General features: G+C 67.9%; 20 protein-coding genes and 1 tRNA gene. 18 read left to right on the top strand and 3 right to left on the bottom strand.

The window, feature by feature from the left end; translation table 11 throughout:
• Positions 1-2 precede the first annotated feature (2 nt).
• The 3 genes from ABIB58_RS14570 (at position 3) to ABIB58_RS14580 (ending at position 2,254) form a co-directional block, all read left to right on the top strand.
• Complete coding sequence (locus ABIB58_RS14570) at positions 3-1,175, top strand: isovaleryl-CoA dehydrogenase (RefSeq protein ID WP_354042084.1); 1,173 nt, start codon at positions 3-5, stop codon at positions 1,173-1,175.
• Positions 1,176-1,204: 29 nt separating this feature from the next.
• Complete coding sequence (locus ABIB58_RS14575; protein WP_039247297.1) at positions 1,205-1,390, top strand: DUF3008 family protein; 186 nt, start codon at positions 1,205-1,207, stop codon at positions 1,388-1,390.
• Positions 1,391-1,489: 99 nt separating this feature from the next.
• Entirely contained in the window at positions 1,490-2,254 is a 765-nt protein-coding gene (locus ABIB58_RS14580) for an exopolysaccharide biosynthesis protein (protein ID WP_197071062.1), read from the top strand.
• A 251-nt stretch (positions 2,255-2,505) separates the two neighbouring features.
• Here the strand turns inward: ABIB58_RS14580 and flaF are convergent, their stop codons facing one another.
• Both flaF and flbT read right to left on the bottom strand, forming a co-directional pair.
• Complete coding sequence (gene flaF / locus ABIB58_RS14585; RefSeq protein WP_354042090.1) at positions 2,506-2,871, bottom strand: flagellar biosynthesis regulator FlaF; 366 nt, start codon at positions 2,869-2,871, stop codon at positions 2,506-2,508.
• The gene (flbT, locus tag ABIB58_RS14590) at positions 2,831-3,253 is read right to left on the bottom strand and encodes a flagellar biosynthesis repressor FlbT (RefSeq protein ID WP_045811316.1); all 423 of its coding nucleotides are present in this window, start codon (positions 3,251-3,253) and stop codon (positions 2,831-2,833) included. Before flbT ends, flaF begins: the two co-directional genes overlap by 41 nt.
• A gap of 156 nt (positions 3,254-3,409) precedes the next feature.
• Between flbT and ABIB58_RS14595 the strand changes: the two genes are divergently transcribed.
• The 15 genes from ABIB58_RS14595 (at position 3,410) to ABIB58_RS14665 (ending at position 22,802) form a co-directional block, all read left to right on the top strand.
• Positions 3,410-3,853, top strand: coding sequence for a hypothetical protein (locus ABIB58_RS14595; protein WP_354042093.1), 444 nt, complete (start codon positions 3,410-3,412; stop codon positions 3,851-3,853).
• Between the two features lie 12 nt (positions 3,854-3,865).
• Positions 3,866-4,060: a hypothetical protein gene (locus ABIB58_RS14600; protein WP_354042096.1), complete on the top strand. Its 195-nt coding sequence runs from the start codon at positions 3,866-3,868 to the stop codon at positions 4,058-4,060.
• 63 nt (positions 4,061-4,123) lie between these two features.
• Positions 4,124-4,984: an AAA family ATPase gene (locus ABIB58_RS14605; RefSeq protein ID WP_354042099.1), complete on the top strand. Its 861-nt coding sequence runs from the start codon at positions 4,124-4,126 to the stop codon at positions 4,982-4,984.
• Positions 4,985-5,057: 73 nt separating this feature from the next.
• Entirely contained in the window at positions 5,058-5,858 is an 801-nt protein-coding gene (locus ABIB58_RS14610) for a methyltransferase type 11 (RefSeq protein WP_354042103.1), read from the top strand.
• A gap of 142 nt (positions 5,859-6,000) precedes the next feature.
• Positions 6,001-6,582 carry a YfbR-like 5'-deoxynucleotidase gene (locus ABIB58_RS14615; protein WP_045811350.1) on the top strand — a complete coding sequence of 194 codons (582 nt, stop codon included), beginning with the start codon at positions 6,001-6,003 and terminating at the stop codon, positions 6,580-6,582.
• Between the two features lie 16 nt (positions 6,583-6,598).
• Entirely contained in the window at positions 6,599-7,531 is a 933-nt protein-coding gene (locus tag ABIB58_RS14620) for an NUDIX hydrolase (protein ID WP_045811319.1), read from the top strand.
• Positions 7,532-7,618: 87 nt separating this feature from the next.
• A tRNA-Ser gene (locus tag ABIB58_RS14625) sits at positions 7,619-7,708 on the top strand.
• A gap of 209 nt (positions 7,709-7,917) precedes the next feature.
• A complete protein-coding gene (locus ABIB58_RS14630) occupies positions 7,918-8,610 on the top strand; it encodes an IS6 family transposase (RefSeq protein WP_185225479.1) in 693 nt (230 codons plus the stop codon).
• 850 nt (positions 8,611-9,460) lie between these two features.
• The gene (locus tag ABIB58_RS14635; protein ID WP_354042110.1) at positions 9,461-12,181 is read left to right on the top strand and encodes a protein kinase domain-containing protein; all 2,721 of its coding nucleotides are present in this window, start codon (positions 9,461-9,463) and stop codon (positions 12,179-12,181) included.
• 113 nt (positions 12,182-12,294) lie between these two features.
• Positions 12,295-13,053: a hypothetical protein gene (locus ABIB58_RS14640; protein WP_354042114.1), complete on the top strand. Its 759-nt coding sequence runs from the start codon at positions 12,295-12,297 to the stop codon at positions 13,051-13,053.
• A gap of 107 nt (positions 13,054-13,160) precedes the next feature.
• Positions 13,161-14,126 carry a hypothetical protein gene (locus ABIB58_RS14645; RefSeq protein ID WP_354042118.1) on the top strand — a complete coding sequence of 322 codons (966 nt, stop codon included), beginning with the start codon at positions 13,161-13,163 and terminating at the stop codon, positions 14,124-14,126.
• Positions 14,127-14,138: 12 nt separating this feature from the next.
• A complete protein-coding gene (locus ABIB58_RS14650; protein WP_354042121.1) occupies positions 14,139-14,873 on the top strand; it encodes a hypothetical protein in 735 nt (244 codons plus the stop codon).
• Between the two features lie 68 nt (positions 14,874-14,941).
• On the top strand, positions 14,942-16,372 hold the full coding sequence (locus tag ABIB58_RS14655; protein ID WP_354042125.1) for a hypothetical protein: 1,431 nt from the start codon (positions 14,942-14,944) through the stop codon (positions 16,370-16,372).
• Entirely contained in the window at positions 16,363-17,871 is a 1,509-nt protein-coding gene (locus tag ABIB58_RS14660) for a type IV secretory system conjugative DNA transfer family protein (protein WP_354042129.1), read from the top strand. The genes ABIB58_RS14655 and ABIB58_RS14660 overlap by 10 nt, the downstream gene beginning before the upstream one ends.
• Positions 17,868-22,802, top strand: a complete 4,935-nt coding sequence (locus ABIB58_RS14665) for an AAA family ATPase (protein ID WP_354042132.1) — start codon at positions 17,868-17,870, stop codon at positions 22,800-22,802. The genes ABIB58_RS14660 and ABIB58_RS14665 overlap by 4 nt, the downstream gene beginning before the upstream one ends.
• 551 nt (positions 22,803-23,353) lie before the next feature.
• Here ABIB58_RS14665 and ABIB58_RS14670 read toward each other — a convergent pair.
• On the bottom strand, positions 23,354-23,785 hold the full coding sequence (locus tag ABIB58_RS14670; RefSeq protein WP_354042136.1) for a hypothetical protein: 432 nt from the start codon (positions 23,783-23,785) through the stop codon (positions 23,354-23,356).
• Positions 23,786-23,896 lie beyond the last annotated feature (111 nt).

Here is a 23,896-nt window from a genome sequence, read left to right on the forward strand (position 1 = left end):
GCATGAGCATTCCCTTCGCGCCCCAATCCATGGAATTCGGCCTTGGCGATAACGCCAATGCCATCCGCGACACCACCGCCCGCTGGGCCGCCGATCGCCTGGCGCCGCCGCTGGCCGCCGAGATCGACGAAAAGAACGCGTTCAAACGCGAACTCTGGCCCGAAATGGGCGAGCTGGGCCTGCACGGAATCACCGTCGAGGAAGAGTTCGGCGGCCTCGGCCTGGGCTATCTCGAACACGTCGTCGCGATGGAGGAAGTGTCGCGCGCCTCGGCCTCGATCGGCCTCAGCTACGGCGCCCACTCCAACCTGTGCGTCAATCAGATTCGCCGCTGGGGTACGGCCGAGCAGAAGCAGAAATACCTGCCCAAGCTGATCAGCGGGGAACACGTCGGTTCATTGGCCATGTCCGAGGCCGGATCAGGCTCCGACGTCATGTCGATGCGCACTCGCGCCGAAAAGAAGGGTGATCGCTACGTTCTGAACGGCACCAAATTCTGGATCACCAACGCGCCCCACGCCGACACCCTCGTCGTCTATGCCAAGACCGATCCGGACGCGGGATCAAAGGGTTGCACCGCCTTCCTGATCGAAAAGGGCATGAAGGGTTTCAGCGTCTCCAAGAAGCTGGACAAGATGGGCATGCGCGGCTCGGACACCGCCGAACTGGTGTTCGAGGATTGCGAAGTGCCCGAAGAGAACATCATGGGTCCGCTGGGCGGCGGCGCCGGCGTGCTGATGAGCGGCTTGGATTATGAGCGCGCCGTTCTGGCCGCCGGTCCGCTCGGCATCATGCAGGCCGCGCTGGACGTGGTTTTGCCCTACGTCCGCGACCGCAAGCAGTTCGGAAAGCCGATCGGCTCGTTCCAGCTGATGCAGGGCAAGATCGCCGACATGTACGTCGCCCTGAACAGCGCCCGCGCCTATGTCTACGCGGTCGCCCGTGCCTGCGACGCCGGCCTGACAACGCGCTACGACGCGGCGGGCGCCATCCTGCTGGCGTCCGAAAATGCGGTGAAGGTCACGATGGAGGCCGTTCAGGCCTTGGGCGGCGCCGGCTACACCAAGGAATGGCCGGTTGAACGACTGGTCCGCGACGCCAAGCTCTATGACATCGGCGCCGGCACCAACGAGATTCGCCGCTTCCTGATCGGACGGGAACTGCTGGGCGGCTGACGGCTTGTCTCCGCACAAGGAGACAGACCATGCCCGCCAAATCCGCCGCTCAGCAAAAGGCCGCCGGCGCCGCCCTGTCAGCCAAACGTGGAGATACGCCGAAGTCAAAGCTGAAGGGCGCGTCCAAGTCCATGGTCGAGTCCATGACGGAAAAGCAGCTGGAAGACCTGGCGGAGACCAAGCGCAAAGGCAAACCCGAGCACGTGCAGGACTGAGACACAGTCGATTTATCTGACCGCCTGTCCGTTCTGTAAGTGGCGATCCGCGCGCCGACCGCCTAGATGGGCGCAATCTCCAGCCGAGCGCCCCGCCTGATGCCCGCCCAACCGCCTCCGAACGACGACCTGCGGCGGTTCTCCGACGTCCTTGAAGACCTCGGCCACGCCCCAGAACCCAAGCTGACCATGGCCGAACTGGTCGCTTCGTTCGGCGAGCGCGGATTCGGGGCCATGATCCTGATCCTGTCGCTGCTGGCGCTTTTGCCCTGGCCGCCCGGCGGCAAGGCGGTCTTCGCCGTGCCGATCATCCTGATGTCTCTGGAACTGGCCTTCCAAAGACAGAGCGTCTGGCTGCCGCGCTGGATGTTGAAGGCCTCGGTGTCCCGCGCCGCCTACACGTCCTTGATCGCCACGCCGTTTGCAGCCCCGGCCTGGCTGCGTCGCTGGGTGCTGTCGGCGAAGGTGCGGATCGCCGGGCGTCGCTACATCTTTTCCGACGGCGTGAGGCGCGCCGTTCGCAGACGGCCGAATGGCCTGAGCGTCCTGAAGATGGTCCGCGCCATCGAACGTTTGACCCGCCCACGCCTGCCGCTGCTGACCGGCGATGTCGCCGACACCTTTACCGGCCTGGTGTGCGTCGTGCTGGCCCTGATCATGGCCTTGCCCATCCCGTTTGGAGACGCCCTGCCCGGTATCGCTCTGGTTCTGTTCGCCCTGGGCATGATGCAGCGCGACGGGGTCGCGATCCTGCTCGGCGTCGTCGCGACCGCCGCCAGCGCCCTCTATCTGTTTCTGATCTGGGCGACGGTGGTCGAGGTGGCGCAGCACTTGACTGGCTGGTTCGCCAAGCTGCTGCACTGACGGCGACAAAAAGGGCCGCCGGGTTTCCCCGACGACCCTTCATTGCCTGACCGCGAACGGTCCGGCCGCAACTCAGTCTGAAAGGCTCAGACCAGACCCTCTCCGAGGGCCAGGGTCGCGGTCGCCGCTCGCGATTGATGACAATGAGACACTGGATCACCTCCTTTCGACTGTTGAACAGGGAGGTGAATCATAAGACGGCTCAACGCCTTGCGCCAATGGGCTTCGCGCTTTCGTGAACGCGTGCCGATTTACTGCGTCGGCGACGCCCCGCCGGACAGGCCCTGCATGATCATGCGATTGATATCGATCAGATCCTGAAAGCCCTCTTCGCCCCGCATGATCGCCGAGGAATGGCGGTTGATGAACAGGCTCAGGGAAATGATTTGCGCGCGCAACGGAGCGCCCAGGGCGTTGCCTGCATCGCTGCACTCGCCGGCCAGCGTCGACCAGAGGCGCCGGTTCCAGTCCAGCGCGTCGATACGGGTGGCGATGTCGGATTCGTCGACGGTGGAGGCGTGAACCAGAGCGCGCGTGACCTGACCGAACAGACGGTACTCCAGGTCGCGCGGGCTCTCAGCCCTCGCTGTCGCCGCTGTGTAGGCCTGAAGCGACATTCAGCACTCTCTCTTCATACTCGACAATCTTACGCGCCGACATCAGGGCCTTGTAGTATTCGCGCGCCAGCACATGACGCGAGGCCGAGACGCATTCGGCCAGGATGTCGGGGTTCTGCGTCGCGCCCATGAATTCGGTGATCCTCAGAGCGAGTTCGTCGAAGAACTTCGACGCCGAACTCTCGTCCAGATACATCATCATGATCGGGAAATAGATGCGGCGTGCGGGCGTGGTGACGTCCTCGGCCTGCATGATGTCCTTCTCGCGCAGGACGCTGGCGCGGTTTTGGAGGATCAGCACGCCGCGACGATCGCCGTTCTGGACCACTGCGCCATTCAAAACGAACTTCTCGCCGGGTTTCAGCGACAGCTTCAAGGCCATTGAGGACCGTACTCCAGTCATGGTCGAGCCGGTCGCGCACGACAGCTCCGAGTGAATCAGACCCTACCCCGGCATCGGTTAACCATCCCTTGTGAGATCGATCCGCTGGAACGCGTATCGTCGCCGTTGCGTTGGCTTGTCGAAGAGGAGACGACCATGCCGGACAACGACTACCAGGACGATCAGGAACAGTCTGAGACGTTCGACGAAACCCATCTGGACGACGAGGGCGACGGCGAATTCCTGCTGGATGAAGCCGACCAGGTGCTGGACGTGACCCAGGCCGATGGCGACGCCGACGACGAGGATTTCGACGAGGACGCCAAGATCGATCTGGATGACCAGTTGGCCCTCGACGGCATCGAACGTGAAGCCGACGCCCTGTTGGGCGTGGATGGTGAAAACCGCGATCAGATCGACGCCGAAGGCGGGCCTGTGTCGGCGCCGGATGAAGTCGAGCTCGTCTATTCGGGGCTGATGGAAAACGAACGCGGCGCACAGGCCAGCGCCGCCCATTGGGAGGCCAAACGGCTCTCGGATGACGATATCACGGACTTGGGATACGGCCCGGACGGCGATCAAGACGCTCCTGCGCGATAAGGAGACAATGACATGACCGACGACAAAGCGCGTCACGACGCCTCGACCGACGCCCCGCACGCCAAGCGCACGCCTTCGCAGGACGGCGTGCCGGACCAACTCGACAAGATCGACAAGTCCGACAGCCGCCAGGAGGCGTTGGTTGATGAAGGTCTGGAAGAAACCTTCCCCGCCAGCGATCCCGTCTCGGCCAAGCGCATCACCTGATCGCTGTTCACGACGCAAGTGATCCGCTAACCCACTTCGTGGAAATACGGAGTGGATTTTTCTATGAGCCGTTTCGAAGGCACGGACCGTTACATCGCCACGAGCGACCTCAAGGTCGCGGTGAATGCTGCGGTCGCGTTAGAGCGTCCCCTGCTCATCAAGGGCGAGCCCGGCACAGGCAAAACGGTCCTGGCCTATGAGATCGCCAAGGCCTTCGACGCGCCGCTGATCACCTGGCACGTCAAATCCACGACCAAGGCCCATAACGGCCTGTATGAATACGACGCGGTCAGCCGGCTGCGCGACAGCCAGTTGGGAGAGAAACGCGTCCATGATGTCCGCAACTATCTGAAGAAGGGCAAGCTGTGGGAGGCCTTTACCGCCCCTGCCCGCCCCGTCCTGCTGATCGACGAGATCGACAAGGCCGACATCGAGTTCCCCAACGACCTGCTGCAGGAACTCGACCGGATGGAGTTCTACGTCCAGGAAACGGACGAGACGATCCGCGCCGAAGTGCGCCCCATCGTCATCATCACCTCCAACAATGAAAAAGAGTTGCCCGACGCCTTCCTGCGCCGATGCTTCTTCCACTTCATTCGCTTCCCCGACGCCGAGACGCTGTCGGCCATCGTCGACGTGCACTTCCCCGGCATCAAACCGCGCCTGGTTTCCGAGGCGTTGAAGACCTTCTACGAAATCCGCGACACGCCGGGCCTGAAGAAAAAGCCGTCCACCTCGGAGCTTCTGGATTGGCTGAAGCTGCTGCTGGTCGAGGATATCGATGCCGAGACCCTGCGTGAGAAGACGCCGAACAAGCTGATCCCGCCGCTGCATGGCGCGCTGCTGAAGAACGAGCAGGACGTGCATCTGTTCGAACGCCTGGCGTTCCTGAACCGCCGCGAAGGTTCACGCCCCGGCGGCTGACCCGGTGATTACCACGATTTCACTGGATCACGCGGCCGCAGCGGGCAGAATGTACGCCAAGAGAGGTTCGACCATGCGTCATATCCTGCTTTATCTAGCCCTCAGCGCCAGCTTGGCCGCCTGCGACGGCGACAACTCGGTCCGCATCACCACGACCTCGTCCAGCGACGATCAGGGCGCAGGCGTATTGAAGGTGATCGACGCCCTGCAATGCCCCGACAATCTTGGCGTCCTGACGCGAAAGGGCCTGGCGGCGGCGGGCGGCGCGAACTGCGTCTATGGCGGGCCCAAGGGCGCCGACGTCGTGCTGCATCTGGTCAAGCTGGATGGTCGCTCGGTCGATGACGTGCTGCGGGACTTCGAAGCGCGCGCCAGCGCCGATCTGCCCCATACGGTCGCGCGCCTTGCTCCCGGGGCCGGAGATGCGCCGCCGCCGCCAGCGATCGAGGCAGGCGATACGACTTCCGTCCAGGCGCCTGGGGTCGACATCAAGACGCGCGGCGAGGACGCCTCGGTACGCCTGCCCGGCCTGAAGATCGAGACCCAGGGCGATAACGCCAGCGTCCGCATCGGCGGCATCAATATCCAGTCCAAGGACGGACAAAACGTCCGCACCGAAACCTCGACGGTCAGCGTGGACGCCAACGATAACTCCACCCGTGTGCGCACCCGCGCGCCGGGCGCGGCGACGCGCATGACCTACATCCTGGCTGACGATCAGCCCGGCGATGCGGGCTGGCGACAGGTCGGCTTCGAGGCGCGCGGCCCCAGCGGCGGTCCGATCGTCATCGCCGTGGTCAGGTCCAAGGATCGCCGAAACGACGGCATTTTCGATGACGCCAAGGAACTGGTTACGCTGAACGTCGGACGCTGACGCGGCGATTTCCTGCGCCGTCTGGTCCCTCCCGCTTGATCCCGGCGTATCTTTGCGTCACCTGACCAGCCGACAAGCGATCAGGACACGCGATTTGGCCGAGCGCCCCACCAAGAAGAACGCCCCCCGCGCCTGGCAGCGCATGCTGTCCGGTCGTCGCCTGGATCTGCTGGACCCGTCGCCGTTCGACATCGAGATCGAGGACATCGCCCACGGCCTGGCGCGCGTCGCCCGCTGGAACGGTCAGACCATCGGCGAACACGCGTTTTCCGTCGCCCAGCATTCGTGCGTGGTTGAAGAAATCGCCGCCCACATAAAGCCCGGCCTGGATCCGAAATGGCGTCTGGCCGCCCTGTTGCATGACGCGTCGGAATACGTCATCGGCGACATGATCTCGCCGTTCAAGGCGGCGCTCGGGGCCGGTTACAAGGACTTCGAGGCCAAGCTGGAAGCCGCGATCCACCTGCGCTACGGCCTGCCGCCCAAGACGCCGCAAACGATCAAGACGCTGATCAAGAAGGCCGACAAGGCCTGCGCCTTCTTCGAGGCGACGCAGTTGGCGGGTTTCACCGAAAAGGAATCGCTGGGCTTCTTCGGCAGTCCGCCCGAGGGCTATAGTCTGACGATCGAGCCCCAACCCGCGCCGGTCGCCCAGGCCCGCTATCTTGAACGCTATCGCGTCCTGGCGGGCGCCGTCGGCCTGATCCCCGCCGACGACGCCTGAAACACGGAATAGCGCAATGACCCAGGGGGCGGAGGACGGCGTTCGCATCGGTCTGTCGGCGGTCGTGATGACCCTGAAAGATCGGCAGGCCGTCGTCCTGACCACCCCGAGCGAGGACGGTTCGCGCGCCCTGCCCTTCGGGCCGTTCGATCCCGTGCGCGACCGCACCTTCGAACGCGCCCTGCGGGACTTCGTGACCGCCCAGACCGGGTTTCGGCTCGGCTTCGTCGAACAGCTCTACACTTTTGGCGACGCGGGCCGCGCCTCGCCGCGCGCCACCCCCGGTCCTGGCCGTCAAAGAGAGGTCTCCGTCGGCTATCTGGCCCTGACGCCAGACGCGGCGGAAGGCCAGACACACGACGCCCGATGGGACGCCGTGTTCGAATTCTTTCCTTGGGAAGACCGGCGCGGCGGTCACGACGCGCGAATCACAGAAGGCTTGCACGCCTGGGCCGATGGCGACGAGCACCGGCTGGCCCGCGCCCGCGCCCTGTTCGCCCTGACGCCCGATCATCGCTGGAACGAGGAGCGGGTCCTGGAGCGCTATGAACTGCTCTACGAGGCGCGTCTGGTCGCCGAGGCTTGGCGCGACGCCGACCAGTCGCCCAAACAGTCCATGCCGGGCCGCATCATGTCGTCCGATCACCGGCGCATCCTGGCGACCGCGCTCGGCCGGCTGCGCAGCAAGCTGAAATACCGCCCGGTCCTGTTCGATCTGACGCCTGGCGTCTTCACCCTGTCCCAACTTCAGGCGGGCGCCGAGGCCGTGTCGGGTCTCAGCTTGCACAAGCAGAATTTCCGGCGCGGCGTGGAGCGAACAGGCTTGGTCGAACCCATCGGACAGCTGTCTTCCACCACGGGCGGCCGACCCGCCGAACTGTTTCGTTTCAAGGGCGTGGACGCCCAGACCGGCGCCGCGCCGGGCCTGTCTTTGCCCGCGCAAAGATAGCGTCGGATTTCTTTCACAGACGGGTTGCGAAGCGCTGCGGCTCCGACTAGAGAAGCCCCTCGCTCGACCAAGCGATATCGGCGCCGCGGAGAGGTGGCAGAGTGGTCGAATGTACCGCACTCGAAATGCGGCGTGCCTGGAAGGGTACCGTGGGTTCGAATCCCACCCTCTCCGCCATTTCCGATTGAATTATTTATATAATTTACCCCGATAGGGCTTCCGGCCCACATCCCTCCCCTCAAAAGATGAGGCGGGTCTGTGCTGTCAGTCTGACCCCCGGTTGGTGCTGGCGCGGAGGTGCTGGCAGTCTAACGGGGGTGCTGTCAGTCTAACGCTAACTTGTCTCCACTCAGGCAGCCTTAAGGCCTGATCGGAGATCGCATTTCGTGAAGCCACTATCCTTCAAACGCCACCGCTACCCTGCCGACGTGATCCGCCATGCCGTCTGGCTTTACTTTCGCTTCAGCCTGAGCCTTCGCGACGTTGAAGAGCTTCTCGCGGCACGGGGCGTGGATGTCAGCTACGAGACCATCCGCTGCTGGACGATCAAGTTCGGACCGCTGATCGCTCGACGGCTGAAGAGGCGCCGGCCGACGCCGTCGCCACGCTGGCATCTTGACGAAATGGTCTGCTGGATCGGTGGCCGACGGATGTATCTGTGGCGCGCCGTCGATGACGAAGGCGAAGTTCTCGACCTCGTCGTTCAGCGACGAAGGAATACGGAAGCGGCGTTGGCACTGCTGGGGCGCCTGCTGCGCAACCAGCCCATTGAGCCGGAAAAGATCACGACCGATGGCCTGCTGTCCTACGGCGCGGCGCTTCGAGAGCTTGGTCTCGCTCAGATCCACCGACCGGGCTGCCTCAGAGAAAACAATCGGATCGAGAACTCACATCTGCCGATCCGACGACGAGAACGGCAACAACAGGGCTTCAAATCTCAAGCTTCAGCCCAGCGATTCCTCACCATCCACGCCGCGATCTACAATACCTTCAACGTCCAGCGTCATCTGATCAGCCGCCCGACCCTTCGCCGCTTCCGCGCCGAGGCGGACGCCGCTTGGGCGAGGGCGGTCGCTTAGATCGGCCAGAGTTAGGCGAACTTCATCCGCACCCGGTTAACCTGACAGCACCCCCTGCACGTCGTAGAAGTAGGTGTCTCTCTGCTGCGCCTGGGCCGAAGATCCAAGCCCCAGCACCGCCAGACATGCCCACCCCATCAGCCCCTGCCTCACCGCGATCCTCCCATCCCGTTTGACGAACAGTGGTTCAGAAAGCGACCCCAACGGTCAAGCTGACCCCCGATCACGTGCGCGTGAGAGTTGTTGGATTAACTCGTATAGGGAACGGCCCGTGCGCGACTTTCTCGTGCTGGCGCGCACGAACGAAACTGCGTCTAAGCTGGAGTTCCGTTTCGTTGAATGCCGCTTAGGCGCAAAGACCCCTGCCCTCCTTTGCTCACCGAAGTCTGCAATGCGCCAGAAGCGGTCATTGGATCACGACCGACAAGACGACATTGGGCGTCGGTTGCGGCGACACCGCCCCCTAATAACGCACCCGGCAATCGACGACGGTTATAGCGAGGCAGGAACGCTCGCGCCGACCGCGCACGACGTCGGATGCGGAGCCAGAACCGGCGACTGGCTGCCTGACCGCCAGTTCCAGGACTGCTGCCCACTCTCCCGGCGCCCGACGCGACGACACGGGAGCCGGGCGCGGGATCATCGGACCGCCTTCGGCGTCCGAGACTGCACGGCGGCCCTGCGCGCGCCGCGGTTCACCTTGAGCGTCGGAAACGCCGTAAGCGTGGCTCTCCGCGCCTGTCTGTGCTGCAAAGCCCGGGGCCAGGGAACCCACTCTTGGCGCCGGGCCGGGGTTTGCGGCTACAGTCCGGTTCAAGACCCGGGGGATCGCGAGAGGGCAGGAATGGCGATGCAGACCAACGCGCAGAACAGAAGCGGCCGGCGCCGACGTTGGGTCTTCGCCGACGCGGTGTTCGATGAACCGGGCTGGACGCTGACCGTCGGCGGACGGGAGGTCGAGCTGGAGGGCAAACCCCTTCTGGTCCTGCTGGAACTGCTGTTGCATCCTGGCGAGACGCTGACGCGGGAGGAATTGCTCGACACGGTCTGGCCCGATGTCCACGTGGTCGAGGCCTCGCTGACCACCGCCGTCTCCAAATTGCGCAAGGCGCTGAACGACACCGGGGCCCGCCTAATCCAGACCGTTCCCAAGATCGGCTATCGGCTGACGCCGGCGGTCCAGGTCATTGACGCCCCCGCCCAGCCCGCCGTCCGGTTCGACTTCGCGCCCGGCGACCCGGCGCCCGGCCGGCCTCAATGGCGTCTGGAGCAGTCGCTCGGCGACGCCGAGGCCGGCGACGTGTGGCGCGCGGTCCATGAAAAATCCGGCGAAACCCGCGTCTTCAAGTTCGCCGACAGCGGCGACCGGCTGGCCGCCCTGCGCCGGGAAGCGACCCTGTACCGGGTCCTTCGCAGGGCGCTTGGCGACGCCCAACCCTCCGTGGAGCTGCTGGAATGGAATTTCGATCATCGTCCCTACTGGATCGAGAGCCGGGACGCGGGCGAGGATCTGCAGTCCTTCGTGACGGGGCTTGACGCCGACGCCGACACCGGGGCGCTCCGCCTCGATCTGGCCGAGAAGCTCTGTCGCGCTGTCGCCGCCGCCCACGGCGCCGGGGTTCTGCACGAAGATCTGAAGCCGTCGAACATCCTGGTGTCCCGCGCCCCCGACGGACGGCCGGTCGTGCGCCTGGCCGATTTCGGGAATGGGCGGCTGCTCGACGCCGCGATCCTGGCGCGCCTCAACATCACCGGCGATCTCAACGATGACGCGGACGGCTCCAGCCGCGGCGGAACGCGCGCCTACATGGCGCCCGAACTGTTGCGGGGCGAGGCGCCGAGCGTGGGCTCGGACGTCTATGCCCTGGGGCTGATCATCCTCCAGCTGATCGCCCGCGATTTCGACCAGACCTTCGCCCCCGGTTGGGAGAACCGGGTCGATGACGATCTGTTGCGCGCCGATATCGCCGAGGCCAGCGCCAGCGATCCGGCCCAGCGCCTGCGCGACGCCGGATCCCTGGCCGACCGGCTGGCCACCCTGCCGGAGCGACGGTCGGCCGAGGCCGAGCGCGCCGAGGCCGCCGCCAGGCTGCGGACCCTGGAGGCCCGCGAGACCGCGCGGCGCGCCCGGCGGCCGGCGGTGATCGCCGCCGTCTGCGCCGTGGCGGGCGGGCTGGTGCTGGCCGTCGGCGGCGGCGCCCTGGCCTTGCAGCAACGCAACGAGGCGCGTCGCGCCCTGGCGCTCAGCGAGGCCAGCTACGCCTTCCTGGCGGACGACGTTCTGGGCAGTCCCGATCCGACCCGCGCCGCCCAGGCCGAAGAGCCCCTGGTGGAGGCCATCGTCCGGGCCAGCGGCGTCATCGACCAACGCTTCGCCGGCCAGCCGCTGATCGCGGCGCGCCTGCATGCCTCGCTGGCCCGCGCCTTCGACCAGCGATCCGACTACCCGCGCGCCTTCAACTTCTACAGTTCTGCCGACGGCCAGTACCGCCGAGCCGGGCAGGCGCACAGCGACGACGCCATCATCAACCGCCTACAATGGGCGACCGCGGAAGCCCTGTCCACGCGCGAAGGCAGCCTGGACAGCGCCGAGCGCCGGGTCGGTGCCGACGACGCCCGGATCGAGGCGACCGGTCCCGACAACGAACTGAGATTCTGGCGCGACGCCGCCCTCGGCCATATCGCCCTGGCCAGGAGCGACGGTCCCGAGGCGCTCGCCCGCTTCGCCGCCGCGCATCGCTGGGCGGAAGCCCACCCTACGCGCTTCACCCCTGTCCAGCGGATCAACATCGCCCAGCGGCACGCGTTCATGCTGTTGCGGATGGGCGAAGCCGGCGAGGCCGAGCCGATCTTCCGCAGGCTCGTGGATGAGATGGCCGCGATCCAAGGGCCGGACCACCCCGACACGCTTCTGCTGCGCCTGAACCTGGGACAGTCCCAGATGCTGATGCAGCGCTACGAGGCCGCGGTGGAGGCCTTCGATGCGCTTCTGCCCGCCATGGAGCGGCGGCTGGGACGGGATCACCGGCACACGCTGCTGCTGTTGGCCGCGCGGCAGCAATCGCTGGGTTCGCTCGGCCGGTACGCTGAAGCCGCCGCGGACGGCGAACGGCTCTGGCGCGCCGCCGAGGCCAAGGACGGGGCAGGGTCCTTCACCGCCGTGGCCGGCCGCACAGACACGGGCGTCAACTATTGCCGGGCCGGCGCGACCACCAACGGACTGGCCTTGATCCACGCCGCCCATGCCGCCGTGAGGGTTTCGGGGACCGGCGCACCGGCGCTGGAGAACGGCGTGCGCGCTGCCCTGGCGGACTGTCTGATCATCGCCGGGCGACACAGGGAAGCCGCGCCGCTCCTGACGGATATAGATCGCACCGCGGTCGCCCAGCTGGTCGGCGATCCGAACTGGGGCGCGGGCCTGGACTTGCTTCTGGCCGAAATCGCCTGGGCGCAGGGACGCCGCGACGACGCCCGGGCCTTGCTGGCCCGCGCGGAGCCCGGCCTGACGGACAATCGGGATCGCTTCACCCTGCAGCGGCGGGAACGGCTGAAGGCCGCCCTGCGGGGCTGAGCCACGCTTCAGCTTTTCTTTAGATCGGCTTTCGGACCTCTTCGCGGCATCGGCCCATCCTCCAGCCCATCCGGACCGCCATCGGGGCGGCCGGGCTCATGGAGGGCCAGCGGATGCGGGGTCGAGTTCTGGGCGTGGACGCCGACGGATCGGGCGTCATTGTGAATGAGGCGGGCAACCGCTTCCGGTTCGGTCCGGCGGACTGGCGCGGCGAACGCCGTGCAGCCGCCGGCGCGGCGGTGGATTTCGACGCCGTCGAAGACGGCGCCCGGGACATCTATCCGGCGATATCGGCGATGGGAGGATTGGGCGCCGCCGTTGATCTGGACGCCCTGAAGACCAGCGGCGCCGCCCACCGCCTTCAGTCCCTGGCGCGCCAGCATGCGGCGGTGCCGGCGGCGGCGGCCGCCGTCGTGCTCATCGCCTTCCTGCTGCCGGCGCTCACCGCGCCCGAGCTCTCCACCACCCTGCTGAACATCGACAAGGTGCCCAAGCTCATGGCGTCAGCCGGCGCCCTGATGGGTCAGGAAGGCGGCCTGGGCCTGGCCGGATCCCTGTTGTGGCTTCGCTTCGCGGCGCCGCTGGCGGCCATCGGCGTCATCTTCCTGATCCTGACCGGGCGTCCGGCGGGTCCGTCGCCGATCATCGCCGGAGCGGCGGCCCTGTTCGCAGGGGCCCTGCCCTTCCTCATCAAGAGCGCGATCATCGACAAGGTCAAATCCTCCGGCTTCGGCTCGGCCATGAGCGGCTCCCTGGACGCGCTGATGGAGGTCGGCCCCGGAGCCTGGCTCTGCGTGATCGCGGGCGCCGCCCTCATCGCCGCGGGCATGGGCGTGCTGAAGAACCCGCTCGCCGCCCGCGGCGCCGGCTGACCCGGCTCAAAGGAGCGCGGTCTCACGGCCCGCTCCGGACGTCCCCCAACACCCCGGGGCCGAAGCGCGCGACGCATGCGCCCCGCTGTTCACGAAGGATGAAAGCCATGCGTCTTGACGCTTCACTCTCGATCACGGCCCTTCTGGCCGTGGCTCTCGCCGGCTGCGGCTCCGGCGACGGGTCCGCTCCGGAAGGCGGGGGCCTAACCGGCGCAGAGCCCGGCTCCGCCGCGGCCGTGGCCCAGACCGCGCGCGGCCGGGTGCGATGCCCGGCCCGCATCGCCACGCCGGCGCCGACCGCCGGATCGCCGACGGTCGACGTCATCGGTTTGCGCCCGGGCCTCACCTATGACGAGGCCGCCAACATCGTGCTTTGCGACAATCCGTTGATGGTCGTAACCGAGGAAAAATATCGCGGCTTCGACGTCGACAGCGGCGGCGAGAGCTGGCGCAAGGGGTTCACCGGCGCCTTCGCCCAGCCCGAGTCCACCCTGACGCCCGAGGAGCAGATGCAGGAAAGCCTGCGCCGGGCCAGCGCTCGCAGCGCCGGTGCGCGTGAGCCCGACGCGGTCAATCCCGGCCAGTCGCTCGTCTATGTCTCTACCGTCGGCCTGCCGGGGCAGGAGCGGGTGATTTCCGCGTCCAGACGCGAGCGGTACGGTGACGCCGCCAGGCCGACGATGGCCAACGTCGTCGCCGCCCTGACCGGCAAGTACGGCGCGCCGACCGCGGACGACGACCAGGGCGGCCGCCGGGTTCTGAAGTGGGCCTACGACCCCGCCGGACGGCGAATCCTGGAGACCTCGCCCTACTTCTTCAGCTGTTCGGCGCCGGCCAATCCCGATTCCGGAAGCAACCTGTCCCCGAACTGCGGCGTGGTCGTGCAGGCCGAACTGGTCGCCTCGACCGAAAACCCGGCGTTGGCCGACAGCCTCTCGGTCGGCGTCATCGACCAGGCCGGCGGCTATCGGTTGCTGACCGAGGTCGAGCAAGCCTGGGCCAACCGGGACCAGGCGCGCCGGGACGCCGAAGTCGCGCGCGCCGCCACCCAGGGCGCCGAGCCCAAACTCTAGGGGGACTGAACCATGAAAACTCGCATCACCCTGATCGCCGGCCTGGCCCTCATCCTGTCCGGTTGTGACCGGCCCGCCGGAAACGGAGACGGGCCGGACCCGGCCGCGCCCAAAGACGCGGTTCCCGCTGCCGGCGCGCCCTCGGCCCTGCCTCAGGCCGCCGCGCAGCCTCCAACGCCCGCTCTGGCGGGTCGCACCGGAGAGCTGGTCAATCCGGACGAACAGACGATGGTCTTCCTCTATTACGACCTCGCCGGGCTGACGCCGCCTATCGAGACCTGGATCGGCCAGGACAGCCAGGTCCGGTACGGATCGGCGGACGAGAAGCCCGCGCGCCGCGAGGAGCTCCGCGCAGCCTATGCCGCGGCTCAGGCGAGCGTGCGCGGCATCGGACGCCTCCGGCTGACCGTGAACTCCAATCTGAGCGACTATGACCCGGCCTATGGGGAATTCATCGTCCAGGCCCTCGCTCCGGGGTCGACCTACACCTTCCGGAGCTTTTCCCGGACCGTGACCTTGCGGCTGGCCAACGGGCAGCAGGCCCAGCGCTGGGAGGTGCCGGCCGCGGAGGCGCAACGGATCAAGGATCGCGTCCCCTATCTCCAGGGCGCCCAGATCGACGTGGTCCTGCAGATCACCGGCGTCCAGCCCGCCACCGACGGCGGGTCCTTGACGGCCAATGTGCTCTCCTATGAGGTTCGCGACCGGTCCGCGGGCGTCATCGGCCGCGTGCAGGTCGCACCCTGAACAGGGCGGCCGGCGACGGGGGCGCTCAGGGCCGACGACGGCGCGAGCGACGACAATCGGAGTTTCAGGTGCAGGCAGACCCCGTTTCCCATCTTGATCCCCGCCGTCGCGCGGGCGAAACCGTCGGGGATCTCGCAAGGGACGCGCTGGCCCTCGCCGCGGACTTTCTGGACTCGGTCCGCAGCGATGACCCGGCCCGCGACCGGCGCACGCACGATGAAGCCCAGGTTTGCCGGGCGATCGGCGCGGCCGTCGCCCGCGTGCCCCTGGGCGACGCCTACCGCGTGCTAAAGCCGGACGACCTGGACGGCCGCTTTTTCACGCGGACCGAGCGTGTGGTGACCAACACCGAGGTGTCCCTTTATCTTCTGGATCACGCCGCCGGCCTGATGCAGTCGCTCCCCGCCGTTGACGGCGCGCTCGCCAACCAGCTGAGGGTGCAGGCCCGCGCGCTCCAGCAGGTGGAGCAACTCCTCCGCGTCGCCCCGAACGCGACGCTGGGCGCGCGGCTGGACGAGCTTCTCCCTCTGTTGCGCCGCCTGGAGCGGCCGACGGCGGGAGAACGCCCCTTTCCGCCCCTGCTCATCGACGGCGTCACGGCCGATCCGGTCTTCCACGCCGCCGCCCGGGACGCCTACCGCATCGTCGTCGGCCGCGAACTCGAAGACCTGGCCCCCATGGCGACGGCGGTCTGGTCCGGAAAACTGGCCTTGGCCTGGTTGAAGGTGCGCGACACTGGCCAGCCGTTGACGACCTTCGAGGCGGCCGGCATCCGCCAGGCCCTGGACCAGCCCCTGACGTCCTGGAGCCGCCCGCCGCTGCTCGCGGGGGACTGGCGCGATCTCGACCCGGACACCGGGGCGAGCGTGCTGCGGTTGATCGGCGTGCACCACCGCGTCGGGGCCCACCGCACGCCCCTGCCGCTCGCCGCCTTCTGCGACCGAGTCCGGTCCCGGCCGCTGGCCTGTTTCGACGGCGCGATGCTCATCGAGACCCAGGGGCGGCTGACCGGCGGCGTGACCGGCATCGCCGCCTTCGTCGTGACCGGAGACCAGGTCGTGGCCGTTGATGGAAGTTCCGCCTGGATTCATGATCTGAACGATCTCGCCGGATCTCATTTGCAGAGCCCGGAAGCCCGGCTGGACTACGTCCGCCTTTTCATGAACTCTGTTCGCCATGATGGGGAGCTGTTCCAGCCGCTGGAAGCCGTCGAGGCTCTGTCGCACCGCGTCGACCGGCCCGAGGCTTTGCGGGAGCTTCTGGAGCCCCACGTCCGACCGATCACGCCGGCCGGATTCGATGAAGAGGGGCGCTGGTTGTTCGCACTGACCGTCTGCTATCGCCAGGCCGTCTTCGAGACGAGGCTGGCGCTGACGCCGGACGGAATCCTGGAAATGGTCGGCGACGACCTTCTGCTCGAAAACCTCCCCGTGCGATCCGAACGCATGGAGGGGCTGTTTGTCACTGCGGACCTGGAGACCCCCGCGCCATGCGCCTGATCCCTGTCGAGAATGAATTGAGCCTCCCGGATCAGGTCGAGGACGAGGGCCTGATCGTCGGCTGGTCGCTGGAGCGCGAGCACCGCCGCCGGCCGATCGGCTTCACCTTCGGACAGGCGGCGGCCGACCCCGGCGTCGACACCCTCGCCCCGATCCTGATGGAACGGGAGGGCCACCTGATGACCATCGCGCCGACAGGAGCCGGCAAGGGCACCGGGTGCATCGTTCCCGCGCTGCTGCGGTTCGACGGCCCGGTCATCGTCATCGATCCCAAGGGCGAGAACGCCCTGATGACCGCGCGCCGACGCCGCGAACTCGGGCAGGCGGTCGCGATCATCGACCCCATGGGCGTCACCGGCCTGGACGCGGCGTCCCTCAACCCGCTCGACGTCCTCGATCCGGACAGCCCGACCTTCGTCGACGACGCCATGGCGATCGTATCGGCCCTGTCCGCTCCGAACGTCGCCGCGGACGTCAGCGACGGTGGATACTGGCGCGAACGCGGCGCGACCTTCGTGCTGGGCGTCCTGCTGCATGTGGTGAGCGATCTGCCGCCGGCCCAACGACACCTCGAGACCGTCCGCATGCTGGTCAATCAGGCCGTCGGCGAGGTCGGCGCCTACAGCGCCGCGGTGGAACGTCCGCAGGGCGAGAGCGCCCTGGCCGGCACCGTGCTCCATGCGCTGGAAGCGTCCCGCAACGCCGAGGCCCGCGATATCGGCCGCATGCTGCGCATCGGCGCCGTCTCGACCCTGGGCGGCATTCTGTCCTTCTCCCAGAACATCGTCGACGTCGTCCGGTCCGGCATGATCGCGCCGGCGATCCGCACGACGAGCTTCGACCTGGGCGCGGTGCAACGCGGCGATCCGCTGTCGATCTACCTGGTGCTGCCGCCCCATATGCTGGAAAGCCATGGCCGGCTGTTGCGTCTGTGGGTTCATGTGCTGATGACCCAGATTTCCGGTCGCAGCGGCCGTCCGCAGAAATCCACCCTCTTCATTCTGGACGAGGCCGCCCAACTGGGCGCCTTCGACGACCTGCGGCGCGCCATCACCCTGCTGCGCGGCTACGGGCTGCAGACCTGGAGCTTCTGGCAAGACCCCAGCCAGTTGATGACCCTCTACCCGCGCGACTGGCAGACGATGGTCAACAATTGCCGCGCCATCCAGTGCTTCGGCGCCAATACCATGCTCGCCGCCGAGGCCATGGCGAGCCTGGTCGGCTTCGGCTCACCCGAGCACCTGCTCGACCTGGAGGATGACGAGATCCTGTTGCAGCTGTCCGGCGACCTGCCCGTCATCGCCCGCCTGCCCAACTATCGCGCCGATCCGGTGTTCGCCAGCCTGTTCGACGCCAATCCCTTCCACGATCCGACGCGGCCGGTGCAGAACCGAGTGCGCCGGTTGTTCGAACGGGCGCCGGCGAGCCGGCCGACGGCGTATCCGGTGGAGACCCCCGCCGAGGTGCTGGCCACCCTCAAGGCGAAGGCGAATCCGTGAAGACGGGGGTCTGGCGAACCCTGGCCGGCGGCCTGACCTGCGTCAGCCTCACGGTGATCGGCCAGGCCCTGTCGCAGGACGGCGCGGCCGGAGCGGCGGCCGCCGCGGGCGGGCTCGTCGCCGGCCCTGTCGGCGCCGCGGTCGGCGGCCTCGCCGCCAAGGCGCTGGGCAATTTCCTGGGCGACAGCGGCGGCGACCTCATCATGACCGGCGGCCGAGAGGCCCTGTCCTCCTGGCTCTCGCGCGGGGGCCCCAAGCCGGGCGAGCTCCCGCTCAATCACGACCTGGCCCGGGCGATCCGGCTCTCCCAGCTGGATGCACTCGACTTCATCGTCACCCAGCATGCCCAGGCGCACGGCGCCGCGCGGTTCGCGCGCCGGGTCCGGGACTGGACAGACGCCGGCCGACGCGAAGCGGCCGCCGCCGACTTCCTAGAAACCCCCGACGACGGGACGCTCCTGACCGACCTCGCCGCCGTGCTGGAGGACATCGGCGCGCGCCTCCCTGCGCCCGGCGCCGTTCCGGCGATGGCCGAGGACGCCATGCTGGCGGAACTTCGGGCGGCGGGCGAGGCCCGGGGCTGGCCGATCGACCGGCCCGACGCCTTCGAGCGCCGCTTCCGTGGCGAAGCCGCCCACGCGGGCTGGCTGGCGGCGACCAACGCCTTTTTCGCCGCGCGTTTGAAGGAGGAGAAGGCTGTCGCCCTCAGGGCGGCGTTCGAACTGGATCAGTTTCGTGGCCTGAACCTGCAACTGACCGGCATTCAGCGGACCCTGGTGGCCGGCGACACGGCGATCCAGGCCCGTCTGGACGCCATCGATGCCGCTCTTCGCGACATCGGCGCGGCGCAGGCGGACGCGCCGGACGTCGGCCGTCTCGCCGCTCGCGGGGAGTCGGTGAGCGAGATCGCCGCCGAGTTGCAGCGCCTGCTGGCCACGAGCCCGCGCTGGTCGCGAACCGCCGCCGCGGTCCGGCTGCGTCAGGCGCGGCTGTTGGCGCGCCCGATTTTCGGCCGGGAAGAGGCCTTTTCAGCCTTGGACGCCTTCCTCTGCGACCGACCCGGCGGCCTGTTGATCCTCACCGGCGCGGCCGGGGCGGGAAAGTCCGCCTTGCTCGCCCATTGGCTTGAAAGCGCGGCGCCGACGAACGCCGTGCGCCATTTCATCAGCGCGGACCTGCCGGCGACCACCTCGCCGGACGCGATCGAAGGTCACATCGCGGCCCAGCTCGACAGCCTGGTGGCCACGGCGTCGGCGATCCCGGCCGCCGACCAGCCCGCCGGCGAGCGCATCTACCAGCGGCTCGCCGCCTTCACGCCGTCCGCGACGACCGGTCGGGTGGTCATCGTCCTGGACGGCCTGGACGAGGCGGCGGCCCGGATCGAGCCTTTCATACCCGCCCCGCTCCCCGAGGGCGTGTTCGTAATCATCGGCTGCCGCGCCGCCTCCGACAGGGACTCGCCGCGCGTCCTGCGACCGTGGCTGGATCTTCTGGAGGCGGCGCCCGAAGCGGGAGCCCGCCTGCACCTGTCCGGCCTGAGCCTGCCGGGCGTAAGCCAGTGGCTGACCGAGGTCGCGCCCCTGATGCCGCAAGAGGCGCGAGACCGTCTTGCGGGGGGGCTGCACCGTAATCTGGAGGGCCTGCCGCTCTTCCTGTCCGAGGTGTTCTCGACCCTGCCCCCCGCCGCCGACGGGTCCGCCCCCGTGGCGGCGCCCGACAACTTCGGCGCCTACGTCCGCGCGCGTCTGGCGGAACTGGAAGACGCCGGCGACCTCTGGGCTCTGTCGAACCGGAGACTCTTCGCCTTGCTGGGGCTGGCCCATGCGCCCCTGCGTCAATGGGAGATCGAGGACCTCTTCGCCGTCATGGCCGGCGGGCTCTCCATCGAGCTCAACAGCCTCGACCCGCGGATCGCCCGCTGGTTCGTGACGCGCGGCGAGGGCTCCGAACGCACCTTCGCCTTCCACCATCCCCGGCTCGCTGCGGCGTTTTCCGAACAGTTGGGAACGGACGCCGATGTCGCCGCCGAGACCCTGACGCTCTGGCTCGCCCAGGCCTGGCGGCCGCGGCCGCGTCGGCCGGGCGCGCCCTATGCGCTCGACTGGAGTCCGCGACAGCTGTGCGAGCTCGCCGCGCCGGACGCCGCCGTGCGGCTGCTGACCGACAGCGCCTTCCTTGCGGCCCGGTTCGAGCGTCACGAGACCGCGCTGGATCGCGCGCGCCGCACGATCGAGGACTGGCGCCGCCTGGCCGCCGACGGTCATGAAGGGGCTGGACGGCCTCACGCGGCATTCTGGGCGCTGCACGGGGAACGGCTCAAGCAGGCCTGGAGACCGGTCGCCGCGGCGAGAACGCCTTACGGCCGGGTCGTTCTGAACGCCTTGGCCGACGCCGGACTGTTCGGCGCCGAGCCGGGCCGCGCCGTGATCGCCCATCCCCCGGCCCGATCCGTCCTGACGCGGGCCGCGCTCCATCCGGGTCTCGTCGAGGCGATCTCGGGCCACGGGCTCATCATGTCCGGCGGCCGGCGCGGCGATGTCCTGTTCTGGGATAAGGAGGGTCGCGTGCGCGGCGAACCGGACGGCCCGATCCGCCATTCGGGGGAGGTTCGCCGGCTCGTCGTGCTCGCCGACGGCTTCGCTTCGATCGGCGAGGACGGCCGGGTGCTGTTCTGGACCGGCGAAGGCCGGTCGCGCCATGACCGCCTCCCGCAGCGCGTCCACGCCGACGCTTCGCTCGGCGCCTGTCCCCTGCCGGACGGCGGCCTCGTCACCCATGACGTGGACGGAGCCGTGATTTTCTGGGATTCCGAGGGCCGGGAGCGCGCCCGGGAGATCTTTGGCGGACCGGTGCGGCAGGCGGTGGTCGCCCACGGCCGCGTCTTCCTCACCAGTGACGACGGTCATTGCGCCCTTCGCGAGATCACCGGCGCCCCAGCCGGGCCGCTTGGCCCGTCGGTCCTCGCCCAGGCCCCGGGCGCAGCGTCCGCCGCCGCCCTTCCGGACGGCTTCGTCAGCTGGAGTTTCAACAGCCCGCCCATCTTCTGGAGCCGGGATGGACGTCCCCGTCCCGCGGCGGGATCCGCCGGACTGTCGCCAGGCCTGCGGGAGGGCCTCGCCCATCCGGACGGGCTCGCCGGTCGGACCCCCGACCATCGGCTCGCGTTCTGGCGCCTCCAGGGCGCGGCCCTGGAGGAGGCCTGCGCCGACCCGGCCGCCGCTCGGGTGGGCCCGCCCTGCGCCAACGGCGACCGCCTCCTGGTCGTGGACGCCGCCGGCGCCGCCGAGGTGCGGGATTTTCGCGGCCGCCTCATCGGCCGGACGCCGGCCCTGGGATTCGAGGACAACGCCGGCGTCTGGCCGGTCACGGGGGGCTGGCTGATCGCCGGCTTCTGGGGCGGCGCCTCCGCCTTCGTCTCGCTCGAGGGGCGCGTTCTGTCCGTTCCGGAGGTATGCCCCCGGGTCACCGCGTGTCTGGCGCGCCCCCGCCTGACACTTACGGGCGATCTGGAAGGCCGCATTCGTCTGTGGTCGACCGCAGGCGACCTCCTTTCCCATCCCTTCCCGCCGGAACTCCACGCTTCGGCCAGCAACGGGGTGCGCGGTCTACTGGAGGTCGAGGATCGGCTGGTCAGCTACGGCGACGACGGCCTGCTCAAGTTCTGGCGGGTGAGCGCCCTGAACGGCGCCTTCGACCTGATTGAGCCCGATCTCTTCGACGGGGCGACCAGCCACGGCACCGCCGGCCCCGAAGGCGCGGTCAGCTGGGACCACTACGGACGCCTGCTGTTCTGGTCCGCCGACGGCGCCCCGATCGGCGAAGTCCTTCTGGAGACCGCGGTCGCGGAAGCCGTCTGGCTGGGCGAGGTGGTCATCGTCCTCGAGCGCGACAATAGGGTGCACGTCTTTACGCGCGCCGGAGAGCGTCTCGCCCAAGACGACGCACTCATGGGCCGTGAAGCGGGCGTATACGCTGGCCGGCTGACGCCCTTCCCGGGCGGTTGCGCGGCGACCGGCGCCCAGGCGCTGCTCCTGATCGACCTGAAGGGGCAGATCAGAATGCGGGATGCCGATGTATGGGGCGATGCGAGCCCAATCCGGGACGTCGCCGCCGTGGAGGGCGGGGTCGTGCTGGTCAATCCCGCGGGTGCGCCGGCCCTGAGCCGGTTTGACGGCCTGCGGGCAGGAACCGTCCCCCCCGGGGCGGAGGCGGGCTTCCCTGATCTGACGGTCTCGGGCCGCGATGTCGCGATCACCTTGGGCTCGAGCCTGCGGATCTGGGCCATGGACGACATCGACGGCCCGCCCCGGATAATCCGGTCGACGCCCGGCGCCCTGCTGGGCGCGGCGGGTCTCTCGCCGGGATTCGCCACCTTCGAACGGTCCGGCGGCGTCGCCTTCTGGAGCGCCGATGGCGGGATGCGGGCGCGCCGCTACCCGTTTGCCGGTGGGGCCAGGCCGGCGAGATGGGTCTCGGGGGACGGACGCCTCTATGTCGCCGACGCCGAGGGCGCACTGACGGTTTGGGACGGCGAAGGGACGCTTGTGGGCGAACACCGTCGGCCCGACGAACTGATCTGCCTGACGCCTGCGGCCGATGGCCTGGCGGCGGGCGACCCTGCGTCCGGTCTCCACTGGTTCACCGATAGCGCCGACGGGCCCGCGACAAGCGCCTGCTCGGTTCACGCCCACGCGGGCGACTTGGCCGTCACGCCCCTGTCCGACGGACGCCTGCTGAGTTGGGCGCCCGGCGACATCATCCACATCTGGTCAGGTCCCGGCGAACTGGACGACACCTTGGTCGTGCCCGACGAGATCCGTCACGTGGAGTGTGTGGCGGACGGCGTCTATGTTTTCGGGTCCCGGCTCTGGCGTTTCCGCTGGAACGAGGCGGACGCGCCGCCCCCGCCGTCCGATGCCCCGGGCTGGTGACCAGCGCCGCCGGCCCTCGAGCGGACAGCCCTCACGCGATGCGTCACACCGCATGGTCGCGGGACGCGTCCGGCGCGACGGCGAGCATCGCTTGCACAGGACGACGGGCCCCGGATCTCCCGATGTGGGTGATCCGGTCCACGGCATGGGCGATCGCGCGGCGGGGCGGGCTCGCCGGCAGTTCCGCGATCACTCGGCGGCTTCGGAATCTGGTCGTTGATTCCGGCGAAAGTCGTCTCATGGAGCTTCGGCGGCAGGTTTTCGCCCGAAGCGGACGAACGCCCTGCCTTCCGCAGCTCATGAGACCTTGGCCAGAAAGCGGACGTTCTGATAGTCAGCTAAGAGTCAGAAACGGACGTGGGCAATCGACCACGTCAGATGAAGCTATTTGCCCGCGACCGTGTCGTCCAAGTACGGATGTCCGATCGACCATCTTCCGCACCCGACAATCGGACACCAAAAGGATTCCTCGGATAACGGGCCGCGGCGAGATCACGAGGAGGATACCGTCGGCGTCGTCAAAGCTTGCGCGGAGAAGACAAAGCTGAAATTCAGCGCGCCATGGCCGTAAGGCCGATTAAGGCAGTCCGGCAGGTCGACTCCCCTCTGACAAACACCATTCCTGCATCATTTGGATCTCCCACCTTCCGCACCGCCACCATAGAACCATCATCGTAGATGACTTCCAGAGGCATTCCCTGCGAAGCGAATAGATCGATGACTTGGGCAGGGTTTTCCAGGTTGATGCTGCTGGTAAGGCTTTCACACCTTCCTTCCCCCACAGCAGCGACATACCATATCTTGTCAGACGGTGATTCAGGCCGCGCCGGTATCTGCTCCAGTTTTGCTCTGCTCTCCGCTTCTGTAACATATTCAGGATCCTGCTGGCGGATCGCCTCCAGTTGCTGCTCGGCTGATTGTTGTTCAGGTGGTTTTATCTGAACCTGGTTGGACGGTTGGCAAGCAGACAAGGACAGCGCCACAGCGGCGCATGCCAGCTGACGTGCCCCTGAGAATTTCCTCCACGCGGAGCTAGAGTCCGGCCCTTGAAAGGACGGACGGAATGAAACGAGCGAGATTCACGGAAGAGCAGA

The organism is Brevundimonas sp. UYEF29, assembly GCF_040546195.1.
Lineage (GTDB): Bacteria > Pseudomonadota > Alphaproteobacteria > Caulobacterales > Caulobacteraceae > Brevundimonas > Brevundimonas huaxiensis.